9 protein-coding genes and 1 pseudogene are annotated in these 12,351 nt (G+C 64.9%); 2 read left to right on the top strand and 8 right to left on the bottom strand.

Annotated elements, in window-relative coordinates:
- The first annotated feature begins 52 nt into the window (after positions 1-52).
- Positions 53-1,334, top strand: a pseudogene (locus tag B7Y64_RS09685) (aminotransferase class I/II-fold pyridoxal phosphate-dependent enzyme).
- A gap of 144 nt (positions 1,335-1,478) precedes the next feature.
- Here B7Y64_RS09685 and B7Y64_RS09690 read toward each other — a convergent pair.
- From B7Y64_RS09690 to B7Y64_RS09700, 3 genes are all read right to left on the bottom strand, one after another.
- Entirely contained in the window at positions 1,479-2,336 is an 858-nt protein-coding gene (locus tag B7Y64_RS09690) for a YbgC/FadM family acyl-CoA thioesterase (RefSeq protein ID WP_291325745.1), read from the bottom strand.
- A 6-nt stretch (positions 2,337-2,342) separates the two neighbouring features.
- A complete protein-coding gene (locus tag B7Y64_RS09695) occupies positions 2,343-3,263 on the bottom strand; it encodes an alpha/beta hydrolase (RefSeq protein ID WP_291325753.1) in 921 nt (306 codons plus the stop codon).
- A gap of 111 nt (positions 3,264-3,374) precedes the next feature.
- Positions 3,375-4,244, bottom strand: coding sequence for a 2-keto-4-pentenoate hydratase (locus B7Y64_RS09700; protein WP_114654506.1), 870 nt, complete (start codon positions 4,242-4,244; stop codon positions 3,375-3,377).
- 59 nt (positions 4,245-4,303) lie between these two features.
- On the opposite strand from B7Y64_RS09700, the gene B7Y64_RS09705 reads away from it, so the two are divergent.
- Positions 4,304-5,440 (top strand): iron-containing alcohol dehydrogenase, encoded by a 1,137-nt coding sequence (locus B7Y64_RS09705; RefSeq protein WP_291325747.1) that lies wholly within the window; start codon positions 4,304-4,306, stop codon positions 5,438-5,440.
- 38 nt (positions 5,441-5,478) lie between these two features.
- Here the strand turns inward: B7Y64_RS09705 and B7Y64_RS09710 are convergent, their stop codons facing one another.
- The 5 genes from B7Y64_RS09710 to B7Y64_RS09730 form a co-directional block, all read right to left on the bottom strand.
- Positions 5,479-6,663, bottom strand: a complete 1,185-nt coding sequence (locus B7Y64_RS09710; protein WP_291325749.1) for a patatin-like phospholipase family protein — start codon at positions 6,661-6,663, stop codon at positions 5,479-5,481.
- Between the two features lie 170 nt (positions 6,664-6,833).
- Positions 6,834-7,661, bottom strand: a complete 828-nt coding sequence (locus tag B7Y64_RS09715) for an HDOD domain-containing protein (protein WP_024815298.1) — start codon at positions 7,659-7,661, stop codon at positions 6,834-6,836.
- 47 nt (positions 7,662-7,708) lie between these two features.
- Positions 7,709-10,096 carry a Tex family protein gene (locus B7Y64_RS09720; RefSeq protein WP_291326599.1) on the bottom strand — a complete coding sequence of 796 codons (2,388 nt, stop codon included), beginning with the start codon at positions 10,094-10,096 and terminating at the stop codon, positions 7,709-7,711.
- Positions 10,097-10,299: 203 nt separating this feature from the next.
- Positions 10,300-11,196, bottom strand: a complete 897-nt coding sequence (locus B7Y64_RS09725; protein ID WP_291326597.1) for an ATP-binding protein — start codon at positions 11,194-11,196, stop codon at positions 10,300-10,302.
- Between the two features lie 38 nt (positions 11,197-11,234).
- Positions 11,235-12,026, bottom strand: coding sequence for a response regulator transcription factor (locus tag B7Y64_RS09730; protein ID WP_291326595.1), 792 nt, complete (start codon positions 12,024-12,026; stop codon positions 11,235-11,237).
- Positions 12,027-12,351 lie beyond the last annotated feature (325 nt).

Raw genomic sequence — 12,351 nt, forward strand, 5'->3', positions numbered from 1 at the left:
CCCCGCCATCGCGGGTCATCGACAACATTTCACAACAGAGAGACTGCCAACCATGCACATCGAAACCCTTGCCGTCCACGCCGACTACTCCCCCGACCCCACCACCAAGTCTGCCGCCGTGCCGCTGTACCAGACGGTGGCCTACGCGTTTGACAGCGCCCAGCACGGTGCCGACCTGTTCGACCTGAAGGTGCCCGGCAACATCTACACACGCATCATGAACCCGACCAACGACGTGCTCGAAAAGCGCGTCGCGGCACTGGAGGGCGGCATTGCCGCGCTGGCCATGGCCTCGGGCATGGCGGCCATCACGGCGGCCATCCAGACCATTGCCGAGACCGGCGACAACATCGTTTCGGCAAGCACGCTGTATGGCGGCACCTACAACCTGTTTGCGCACACGTTTCCGCAGCAGGGCATCGAGGTGCGCTTTGCCGACCCGCGCGACCCGGCCAGCTTTGCGGCGCTGATCGACGCACGCACCAAGGCCGTGTTCTGCGAATCCATCGGCAACCCGCTGGGCAACGTGACCGACATCGCCGCGCTAGCCAAGGTGGCGCACGACCATGGTGTGCCACTGATCGTGGACAACACCGTGCCCAGCCCCTACCTGTGCCGCCCCATCGAGCACGGTGCCGACATCGTGGTGCACGCGCTCACCAAGTACATGAACGGCCACGGCAACAGCATCGGCGGCATCATCGTCGACAGCGGCAAGTTCCCGTGGGCCGAGCACAAGGAGCGCTTCAAGCGCCTGAACGAGCCCGACGTGAGCTACCACGGCGTGGTCTACACCGAGGCGCTGGGTGCTGCAGCCTACATTGGCCGCGCGCGTGGTGCCGCTGCGCAACATGGGCGCGGCGCTGTCGCCGTTCAACGCCTGGCTCACGCTGCAGGGCATCGAAACGCTGCCGCTGCGCATGGACCGCATCTGCGACAACGCATTGGCGCTGGCGAAACACCTGCAAAGCCACCCCAAGGTCGAATGGGTGCGCTACGCTGGCTTGCCCGACCACGCCGACCACGCACTCGCCCAAAAGCAGATGGGCGGGCGCGCATCGGGCATCCTGTCGTTCGGCCTGAAGGCCAGCGACGCCGACCCGCGTGCCGCAGGCGCCCGTTTCCTCGATGCCCTGCAATTGTTCACCCGCCTGGTGAACATTGGCGATGCCAAGTCCCTGGCTACCCACCCGGCCTCCACCACGCACCGCCAGCTCAATCCGGCCGAGCTGGCCAAGGCCGGTGTGAGCGAGAACATGGTGCGCCTGTCGGTGGGCATCGAGCACATCAGCGACCTGCAGGCCGACCTGGCGCAGGCGCTCGAGAAGGTGTGACCCAATGCCCGCCCTGCAGCGCTGACTGCCTGGCGGGCGCTTTTTGGATGACGGCGTCTGGCGTTTGACTGCGTCAGGCGCCCGGCATCAGGCGTCCGGCGTCAAACGTCCAACGCGAAGCACAAGTTATTTTGCGGCAGCCAATTACAGGCTGCGCGCCATGGCAATGTGGGCGATGCCAGCCTCTTCATAGGGCTCGCCCACCACCGCAAACCCTGCCCGGCGATAAAACACCTCAGCGCTGCGCTGTGCGTGCAACTGCACCTCGCGATCACCACGCGCACGGGCGGCATCCACCAGCGCCTGCAGCAATTGCCGCCCCCACTGCGCGCCGCGCACCGAGCGGTCCACCGCCATTCGGCCAATGCGGCCCACCCCGGGCGACTGCTGCAGCAACCGCCCCGTGGCAACCGGCATGCCCAAGCGGTTGTAAACCACAGCATGGCGCGCCGAAGCGTCGAGTGCATCGGCCTCTAGGTCGGCGGCAATGCCCTGCTCGCGCACAAACACGGCGGTGCGCAAGCGACCCGCATCGCGGCCCAGGGCATTCCAGTCGCCGGTGCGCACCTCGGCCATGTTGGCACCGGCCTCGAACCCTTCAAAAATGGCGCGCAGCGCCGGCGGCACGGGGCGCGAGGTTTGCGTGGCGGGGTCGGCAAACACGTAAACCAGTTCGCCCGACACCAGCAGCTGGTCGCCGCTGAAGATGCCCGCCTCGAACAGGCTGGACGAGTTGCCCACGCGGGCACAGCGCAAACCCACATCCAGCGTGTCATCCAGGTGCGCCGAGGCGTGGTATTCGACCGTGGCCTTCTTCACATACATCTCGCCGCCCAGGGCCAGCATGCTCGCTTCATAGGGCAAGGCCAGCGCGCGCCAATAGTCGGACATGGCGTTATCGATGTACATGAGGTAGTGCGCGTTGAACACGATCTTTTGCATGTCCACCTCGGCCCAGCGCACGCGCAGGCGGTGAACACAGCGGAAGTCACTGCGTTGCATGATTTTTTACTCCAGATGAAACGCCAGGCGCAGCGCGCGGGCTGCGTCGGCATGGGCCTTGCGCGCCTCGGGAATGGCGCGGCCCATCTTGATGAACTCATGGGTCACGCCGCGGTAGATTTCAAGGTCCACCGGCACACCGGCCAGGCGCAGTTTGTCGGCGTAGTCCACGCCCTCGTCTACCAGCGGGTCACATTCGGCCAGGCCGATCCAGGCGGGTGCCACACCGTCCACATCGGGTGCATGCAGCGGGGCAAAACGCCAGTCCTCACGCTCTGCGCGGCTTTGCACATAGTTGCCAAAGAACCAGCTGATGGCGGGCTCTTCCAGCACCAGCCCGCGCGCAAAGGTGGCGTGCGATGGCGTGTCCTGGTGGGCCGCGCAACCAGGGTAGAACAGCAGTTGCAGCGCCAGCGGCAGGCCCGCATCTCGCGCCAGGATGGCATTCACCGCGGCCAGCGTGCCGCCTGCACTGTCGCCGCCCACAGCCAGCCGTGCTGGGTCTGCGCGCAGGGTTTCTGCATGGGATGCCAGCCATTGCAGGGCATCCCACGCATCGTTGCTGGCCGCGGGAAAGCGGTGCTCCGGCGCCAGCCGGTAGTCCAGCGACACCACCATGCAGCCAGCAAGGCGCGCCAGCTCGCGGCAAAGAATGTCGTGCGTGGCAATGCTGCCAATGGTGAAGCCGCCGCCATGCATGTACAGCAGCAGTGGCAACCCCGCGTCGGTGCTTGGTGCATACAGCCTGGCGGCCATCGCATGGCCATCGCGGGCAGGGATGTGCAGGTCTTCCACCCGCGCCAGGGTTGCCTTGGGCACCTCCAGCACGCCGGCACCGGCTTCGTAGGCAACGCGAGCGTCCTGGGGTGAACGCGTATGCAGCGGCGCGTGGCCAGCGCGGGCCATGCGCTCAAGCACGCTGCGCATCTGGGGGGTCAGACGGGTGTGGTGAATGTGCAGATCGGTCAACGGTCGGAGTCTCGGCGCAGAACAGGGGAAGAGGACAGTGGCGGTGGTGCGCACCGCCCCAAGCGTGGATTACTTGAACGTCACGCGCACCGGTGCGGCGCCCGGCAGACCGTCGTAGGTGGCCATTACCGAGAGGCCCGCCTTGGGCGGCAGCAGTGGCGAGAAAGAGCCCAGGCTGATCAGGTCACCTGGCTGCATCGCCAAGCCCTCCTGGGCCAGCGCACCGGCCAGCCACACCACGGCGCTGAGCGGATGGCCCAGGATGTCGCTGCCCTTGCCGCCACCCAGACGGGCACCCGTGCCATCGGTCAGGGACACACTCATTTCAGCCAAGGCCTGCAGCAAGGCATAGCGTTCGGCACGGTAGGCAGGCACGGCCAGCGGGCTACCCGCTACGCCCAGCCGCGCGCCCACGTTGATGGCGCTCACGCCCGCGCCATTGAGCCTGGGTGGTGCCTGCACCATCAGGTCGGGCAACTCGATGAAGGGGATGATCTGGTCCACGGCCTCCAGCACATCCATGGGTGTCCTGGCGTGGTTGATGGCGGCACTTTTCACGCGTACCAGCATGTCGGCCTCGTACAGGGGCCTGGCGCCAAAGGCGGCATCGACCGTGGCACCATTTTGCAAAACCATGCCCTCGTAGAGCTTGCCCCACACCGGTTTGTCGGTGTTGAAGCGTTTTTGCACCGCCGGGTTGGTGAGGCCGGCCTTGTAGCCAATCACCTTGCCAACTCGCTGCGCGAGCAATTGATTGAGTTTGGCGCGCGAACAGGCACCATCCGCATCCGACAGGTTTTCGGGATTGGCCGCTGGTGTCCTGGCGACGTAGTGGGCCACCATGTCGGCGGCCTGCGCATCGGTCAGGCATTCGGCTTGTGCGGCTGTCGCCAACGCGACGGAAAACGCCAGCGCAATGAGGGTTTGCTTCGTGGCCATCGGTGTCTCCGGGTTGTAAAGTGTTTGGAGCAATCGTAAACGCAACTTCACCCATCGCCATGGCTTTCATCTACTACGTTACCCAGATCCAGTTCGAATACGGCGCCGTCCAGCTGCTCAAGCAAGAGTGCGAGCGCGTGGGCATCACGCGCCCGCTGGTCGTGACCGACCCTGGCGTGAAAGCCGCGGGCGTGCTGCAAAAAGCGCTGGACGCCCTGTCCGGCATGACCGTGGCGGTGTTCGACCAGACGCCATCGAACCCCACCGAAGCCGCCGTGCGCGCCGCCGTGCAGGTGTACCAGGCCCAGGGCTGCGACGGCCTCATCGCCGTGGGCGGTGGCTCGGCCATCGACTGCGCCAAAGGCATTGCGATTGCCGCCACGCACGAGGGGCCGCTCACCCATTACGCCACCATCGAGGGCGGCTCGCCGCGCATCACCGACCGCGCAGCACCCCTGATTGCCGTGCCCACCACCAGCGGCACCGGCAGCGAGGTGGCGCGCGGCGCGATCATCATCGTGGATGACCACCGCAAGCTGGGCTTTCACTCGTGGAACCTCGTGCCCAAGGCGGCCATCTGCGACCCCGAGCTCACGCTGGGCCTGCCGCCCCTGTTGACGGCCGCCACCGGCATGGACGCCATCGCGCACTGCATGGAAACCTTCATGTCGGCCGCGTTCAACCCGCCGGCCGATGGCATTGCGCTCGACGGGCTGGAACGCGGCTGGGCTGCCATCGAAAAGGCCACGCGTGATGGATCCGACCGCGAGGCGCGCCTGAACATGATGAGCGCCAGCATGCAAGGCGCCATGGCGTTCCAGAAAGGCCTGGGCGCCGTACACAGCCTGAGCCACAGCCTGGGCGGCGTGAACCCCCGCCTGCACCACGGCACCCTCAACGCCATGTTCCTGCCCGCCGTGGTGCGCTTCAACGCACAGGCGCCATCGGTGCAAAAAGACCGGCGACTGGAGCGCATGGCCCACGCCATGGGACTGGCCAGCGCAGGCGACATCCCCGACGCCATCCGCGACATGAACGCCCGCCTGGGCTTGCCCACCGGCCTGGCCGCCATGGGCGTGACCGAGTCGATGTTCGATGACATCATCAAGGGAGCCATGGCCGACCACTGCCACAAGACCAACCCGCGCGTGGCCACGGCCGACGAATACCGCGAGATGCTGACCCAGGCGCTTTGAGATCGGTGAGCCCTGTGCGTGGGCTCGATATCTTCACACTACAAAGGCTGCACCGCCCCCAAGTCGGGCCTGTGCAGCCACTCCCCCCACTCATCGGCCAGCTGCTGGCTGGCGCGGGTGGCGGCCAGCCAGGCGCGGGCGCGTGCCGTGGTGTCAGTGCCGTAATGCGTGAAATCATTGCGATCCGGCAGCTTGGCGTTGGGCAGGGTTTTGACCCACTCGGGGTTGGGTGACAGCAACACCATGGAATCAAGCGCAGGCGTGGTCTTGTGCCGCCAGGGAAGGCGTTTGTCGAGCCAGCCCGGCACCACCCGGTGCTGGAAATGCGGATACAGCACCAGCCCGGCGCCAGTGGCACGATGCCCAGGCAAGTTTTTATGGTGCTTTTGGCCTGTAGCGCCCGATAAATAAGCGCAGTCAGCTATGCTATTTATAGCAATATTATCCTCAACTCCGTAGCGCAGGTGCATGTGGTAGTCGGTAATACCGCCATCCCAATACGCACCGCGCGGGGCCCCCGCAATGTCATGCACCGCCTGCAGCACAAACGGAATCGAGCAACTGGCCTGCAGCGCCGACATGAAGTTGGCGGCGTTCAACGGCACCTGGCGGGTTCGGTAGTCACCGACCCCGAAGGGCAATGCGGCGCAGGCACCATCCGCATCCGGCGACGAGAACACCACGCGCTCCAGCCAGGCCCCCATCGCCTTGCGGTGCAACGCGTTGGTCAAAAAAGCCGCCAGATACCCCACGGGCGTGGCCACGGGGTGTTCACGCCCCAGCAGCCGGCGCCCGCGTGAGGTGACGATGTGCAGGCGGTAGCGCGGATGCTGCAACACCTCGTGCACCCGCCCCTCATAAAAAGACGCCAGGGTCTGCGCGAAGCGCTGGCTCACATGGGCCGCTGCAGGCCGCTTGCGGCCGGCAGGCAGGTCGTAGCTTTGGTGAACATAGTCATGCTCCAGCCGCTCCAGGGCCGCCACCGGCGCATCAAGGCACGCCGCAGCCATGCGCCAGGCGCCAATCGAGGCGCCCACCAGATGCACCGGGTGCTCTGACCTCGCCAGCCACTCACCAAAAATGAAACGATCCAGCGGCCCCAGGACCAAGCCCTTGGGGCCGCCCGCCGCAGCGGGAATCACGTGCACATCGGCCGACTGCAGGCCATGTTGTTCAAGGTGCTGGCGGGCCCGTGGGCCGGCGTGAATGTGCAGGGCTTTCATGGAGGCCATTGTCGCAAAGCAATGTGCCCAAACCGCCCCGCAATCCGCGCACGCGCGGCGTGACGGCCATGGAACCTGTTGGCCTCCACATGCTGGCTGCATTTTTCATCCCACCTTTGCCGGCTCACCGCGCCAACTGGCCGTGTGGTCGCCAACCGGCACTCAGTTTCTCAGACCACGTAATCAGAGGCCTCGGGCCGTGCGGTCCAGTCGATCGGGTCTTGCTGAAGCACCATGTCGATGTCCAGGCCCAGCATCAGCCCCACCTCGCCCGGGAAGGAAACGGCCATTTCCTTTTCACCCAGATCGGCCTCGCGGGCACGGGCGCGCCACGACGCCAGGTGGATCACGCCCGCCAGCGGCTCATAGACGTTGTTGTCCAGCGGCGCACTCTGGTGCTGCAGGGCTTCCACCACCACATCGGGAAACTGCCAGCGCTGCGCCAGCCCGGCGCTGACGTTGCCATAGCAGTAGCCCAGAATGCGCTGCTCGATCTTGGCGCGCCGCAGATCCAGCGGCGAGACCAGGGTGTTGATCGACAAAACGGTTTCAGGATCGGCCAGGTGCAGCAGCAGCTCGCCCACCGCGTGCAACAACCCCGCCGTATAGGCTGCGATCTGGTTGTGGTGCACAAGGCCCGCCAGTGACCGGGCGAGTTTGGCGGTGTTCAGGCTGTAGCGCCAGAACTGCTGGAGGTTGACGCCCGGCACCGATCGCGAAGTGGTGCCCAGTGGCGCAGAACTGACCAGAGACCGCAACTGCACCACGCCCAGTAACGCCAGCGCCTCGGGGATGCCAGCAATCTGGCGCTGCATCTGAAAAGCAGGCGTGTTGGCAAGCTCCAGCAGGCGGGCGGCCAGTGCCGGATCCGTGCCGATGAGCTGGGCCACCCGACGCAGGCTGGGCTCGTCGTGGGCCAGCTCAGTCATCAGCAACGCAACGGCGCGCGGCAGACTGGGCAGCGCCACGGGGTGGGCCAGCAGGGCATTCAGCTCCATGGGTACAGCGCCTCCAGTTGAGATGCGGACGATTATGTACCCGGCTGTTACCGATTCTTGGGCTGCTGCAGCTTGGCAAAGGCCGAAGCCATGGCCGACTGTGCAGGCTCGGGCGCACGGCGCTGGGGCTGCTGGTAGCCGCGCCCTGGCCCTTCAAAGCGGTTATCACGCGGCGCGCCCCGGTCGCCGCCCTGGCGTGGTGGTGCATCGCCCAGCTTCATCGACAGGCCGATGCGCTTGCGCTCCACGTCCACCTCCATGACCTTGACCTTGACGATGTCGCCGGTCTTGACCACTTCGCGCGCGTCGTTCACAAACTTGTGCGCCAGCTGGCTCACATGCACCAGACCGTCCTGGTGCACGCCCAGGTCGATGAAGGCGCCAAACTGGGCCACGTTGCTCACCGTGCCCTCCAGGATCATGCCTTCCTTGAGGTCCTTGATGTCTTCCACGCCATCGTTGAAGCGCGCCACCTTGAAGTCGGGGCGCGGGTCGCGGCCGGGTTTTTCCAGCTCGGCCAGAATGTCCTTGATGGTGATGACACCAAATTTTTCGTTGGCAAACAGATCGGGCTTGAGGGTCTTGAGCATGTCGGCGCGGCCCATGAGCTCGACCACGGGCTTGCCCGTTTTCTCCATGATCTGTTCGACCACCGGATAGGTCTCGGGGTGCACGCCGGTCATGTCGAGCGGATTTTCACCCCCACGGATGCGCAGGAAGCCCGCGCTCTGCTCGAACGTCTTGGCACCCAGGCCCGCCACATCCATCAGTTGCTTGCGGCTCTTGAAGGCGCCATTGGCCTCGCGCCAGCGCACCACGGCCTTGGCCACGCTGCCCGACAGGCCCGACACGCGCGAAAGCAGCGGCACACTGGCCGTGTTCAGGTCCACGCCCACGGAGTTCACGCAGTCTTCGACCACCGTGCCCAGCGTGCGCGCCAGCTCGCTCTGGTTCACGTCGTGCTGGTACTGGCCTACGCCAATGCTCTTGGGGTCGATCTTGACCAGCTCGGCCAGCGGGTCCTGCAGGCGGCGCGCAATGCTGGCAGCGCCGCGCAGGCTCACGTCCACGTCGGGCATCTCTTGCGAGGCGTATTCGCTGGCGGAGTAGACCGAAGCGCCGGCTTCGCTCACCACCACTTTTTCGATCACGCGGTCCACCTTGGCTGCGAGCTTGATCAGGTCGGCGGCCAGCTTATCGGTTTCGCGGCTCGCCGTGCCATTGCCAATGGCAATCAGGTTCACACCATGCTTTTCGGCCAGCTTGGCCAGCGTGTGCAGCGCGCCTTCCCAGTCGCGGCGTGGCTCGTGCGGGTACACGGTGGCGGTCTCCACCAGTTTGCCCGTGGCATCCACCACGGCCACCTTCACGCCGGTGCGGATGCCGGGGTCCAGCCCCATCACCACACGCGGGCCGGCGGGCGCCGCCAGCAGCAGGTCGCGCAGGTTGTCGGCAAACACCTTGATCGCCACTTTTTCGGCATCATCGCGCAGGCGGGCAAACAGGTCGCGTTCGGTCGAGAGGCTGAGTTTGACGCGCCAGGTCCAGGCCACGCACTTGCGGATCAGGTCGTCTGCCTTGCGGCCCTGGTGGCTCCAGCCCAGGTGCAGGGCGATCTTGCCCTCGGCGATGCTGGGCTGGCGCGGGTCGGGCTGGGACGTGGAATTCGCCTGCGGCTCAGGCAGCACCAGCTTGGCTTCCAGAATCTCCAGACCTCGGCCCCGGAACACCGCCAGCGCACGGTGCGAGGGCACGCGGCCGATGGGCTCGTCGTAGTCGAAGTAGTCGCGAAACTTGGAGACCTCGGGGTCATTCTCGTTCTTGCTGTCCACCTTCTTGCTGCGCAGCAGGCCCTCGGCCCACAGCCACTCGCGCAAGGATTGCACCAGCACCGCGTCCTCGGCCCAGCGCTCAGAGAGGATGTCGCGCACGCCATCGAGCACCGCGGGCACGGTAGAAAAATCGGCGCCTGTCTTGCCGTCGTCCAGCACTTCTGGCGGCTTGGTGAAGGCTGCTGCCTCCACCGCAGGGTCCAGCGTGGGGTCGGCAAACAGCTTGTCGGCCAGCGGCTCGATCCCGAACTCGCGCGCCATCTGGCCCTTGGTGCGGCGCTTTTGCTTGAAGGGCAAATACAGGTCTTCGAGCTCCTGCTTCGTGGGTGCTGCAGCAATGGCCACCCGCAGCGCATCGGTCAGTTTGCCCTGCTCGTCAATGCTCTTTAGCACGGCGGCGCGGCGGTCTTCCAGCTCGCGCAGGTAGGACAGGCGCGCTTCCAGTTCGCGCAACTGGATATCGTCCAGACCGTTGGTCACTTCCTTGCGGTAGCGCGCGATAAAAGGCACCGTGGCGCCGCCATCCAGCAACTCGATGGCGGCCTTGACCTGTTGCTCTGTGATCCGGATTTCTTCGGCAATCTGCCGGACGATCTTTTGCATTGCGTTCTATCCTGCTGGCACGTAGACGGGAAAAGCGGGCGAGTGTGCCACACGCGAGAACCCGCGCCGGGCTGGTGTGGCTGGGTAGCCTGGCTTAAAATGCTATTATTTTAATAGCTATTAGCGCTTGCCGCAAAAGGGCTTGATGCCATTTTTGCTTGCATTTTTACCAACACCCCACCAGCAGGGGGCCGCCACCCCCTTCACCCGCCATCCAGCAGGGGCGACGAGCTGCGTTGCTCTGGGTGCATGGGGTGGGGGCCGCTGCTATCAGGGAGCACCACGCGGATGCAGGTGCCCCCCTCGTCGGGCCGCATCAATCCCAGCACCGCGCCGATCTGCCGCGCACGGGCGTGCATTCCCTCCAGGCCAAACCCCGACGATGGGCCGCGTGCAGCCATCGATGTTTGTGGCAAGCCGCGCCCGTTGTCGCAGACATCCAGTTGCCACCTGCCCTGCTCGCCGTCATGGCTATGGCTGAGGCGCACCGTCACCTGCGTGGCCTGCGCATGTTGCAGCACATTGCTCAGGGCCTCCTGCACGATGGCGACCATGTGCTGGGCACGCACGGCATCCAGGATATCCGCGTCGCTTGCGGGTTGAACATGCCACGCCATGTTGATACCGCGCCGGTCCAGCACCGGCTGCATACGGTGGCGCAGCCGCGCCAGGCGATCAATCAACGAGTCGGTGCCACTGTCCATCGAATCCACGACAAGGCGCAGATCCAGCATGCACTGTTCCAGCGCCCGCAGCGCCTGCGACTGGGCGGGCACTTGAGGGTCCAGCAAAACCATGGTGTTGATCAACTGGGAGCCGATGTTGTCGTGAAGCTCCCGCGCAATGCGCTGGCGCTCGGCCTGCAGTTCTGCGCTGGGACGTGGATTGCGGCGTGGCCGCCACTGCAGGGCGCGGGGCAGCTGTATCAAGATCAACAGCCCCAGCAAGACTCCGGTGACGATCTGCATGGCCAGGACCCACTGCATGGAGGATAAGCTCAGGGCCCACCAATGCCAGGCCAGCAGCAGGCTCAACACCAGCTGCACCACCCACAATGCCAGGCAGGCCAAAGCGAAACGCGGTGGGCTGGTACGAAACATGTCTGCACAATGAGCGGCGGCCCTGGCAACCGATGCGCCTAAAAAAGCCCCCGCAGCGAAGCAAACCGCACGGCCTGGGCGCGTGTGCGCACCTGCAGCTTGCGATAGATGTTACGAATGTGGGTGTTTACCGTCATACCGCTGATCAGCAGATTCGTGGCAATTTCCGCACTGGTGTAACCGCTGGCCACCATGCGCAGAACTTCCTTCTCGCGATCTGACAAGCGGTCAACCTCTACGGACTCGTGGCGCGTAGGCTGGTCCACATGGGTCTTGTCAAACCGCTGCAGCAGGCGCCGCGCCAGGTTGGGCGTGATGGATGCCCCGCCATTCACCACCTGCAGCACGGCCTGCGGGTAGTTGCCAAACCACGAATTTTTACCAAGATACCCGGTAGCGCCCCGCTCAAATGCGCGCAATACCTCATCGTCGTTTTCCATGACCGAAATCACCACGGCCTCTGCCGACGGGCGCACGGTTTTCATGTAATCCAGCAATTCGAAGCCCTCGCCATCACCCAGGTGCAAATCCACCAGCAATACGTCGAACTCGTGCTGCTTGATTGCCTTGCGCCCCTCGCGCAGACTGGACGCCTGTGCCACCACCAGAGTGCGCGGGTCCGACATGAGCTCTTGCGCAATCACCAGGCGAATGTGCGCATCGTCGTCCACCAGCAACACCCGCACCGGGCAATCCGCTTGTCCTTTCAGGAAATCGGGCCATACAGAAGGCGCGCCGCCATGTCCTCCAAAGCGCCCCTCACTGGCACCAACATCCTGCAGCTTGAAAGTAACCCCAGCCATGCGGGGCTCGGGGGGAAAGATGGCCATAAAACCTCCAGGGGAGCGCAGAAACCGCAAAAAGGGGTACTGCTGCGCACAGCATTTTTCCGTTAGGGACGACCTGCATGACCCTCGCGAGTCGGTGGTAGTGCGGATCGGGATGGGCCACAAGGCGTTCTTTTGCGGCCAATAGCTCGGCTGTGGGCAAGAAAAGTAACGCAGTGGACCGCCCGAGACCGCGCCATCACAGCCCGTAGGGGTTATGCAGGTCATCCTTAAGGCTACGCTGAACAAGCCGTCGAAAATTTCCGCGCAAACCTGGATGACGCAGTTTTTTGGACTTTTATGCCTCTCGCGCGGCCCATTTGGGCAG

This window comes from Acidovorax sp. 35-64-16 (genome assembly GCF_002281195.1).
Lineage (GTDB): Bacteria > Pseudomonadota > Gammaproteobacteria > Burkholderiales > Burkholderiaceae_C > Acidovorax > Acidovorax defluvii.

Bases quoted from the DNA above. Each gene is read 5' to 3' on its own strand.
- B7Y64_RS09690 (WP_291325745.1), bottom strand. From the start codon at position 2,336: ATGCAACGCAGTGACTTCCGCTGTGTTCACCGCCTGCGCGTGCGCTGG.
- B7Y64_RS09695 (WP_291325753.1), bottom strand. From the start codon at position 3,263: ATGCGCAGCGTGCTTGAGCGCATGGCCCGCGCTGGCCACGCGCCGCTG.
- B7Y64_RS09700 (WP_114654506.1), bottom strand. From the start codon at position 4,244: ATGGCCACGAAGCAAACCCTCATTGCGCTGGCGTTTTCCGTCGCGTTG.
- B7Y64_RS09705 (WP_291325747.1), top strand. From the start codon at position 4,304: ATGGCTTTCATCTACTACGTTACCCAGATCCAGTTCGAATACGGCGCC.
- B7Y64_RS09710 (WP_291325749.1), bottom strand. From the start codon at position 6,663: ATGAAAGCCCTGCACATTCACGCCGGCCCACGGGCCCGCCAGCACCTT.
- B7Y64_RS09715 (WP_024815298.1), bottom strand. From the start codon at position 7,661: ATGGAGCTGAATGCCCTGCTGGCCCACCCCGTGGCGCTGCCCAGTCTG.
- B7Y64_RS09720 (WP_291326599.1), bottom strand. From the start codon at position 10,096: ATGCAAAAGATCGTCCGGCAGATTGCCGAAGAAATCCGGATCACAGAG.
- B7Y64_RS09725 (WP_291326597.1), bottom strand. From the start codon at position 11,196: ATGTTTCGTACCAGCCCACCGCGTTTCGCTTTGGCCTGCCTGGCATTG.
- B7Y64_RS09730 (WP_291326595.1), bottom strand. From the start codon at position 12,026: ATGGCCATCTTTCCCCCCGAGCCCCGCATGGCTGGGGTTACTTTCAAG.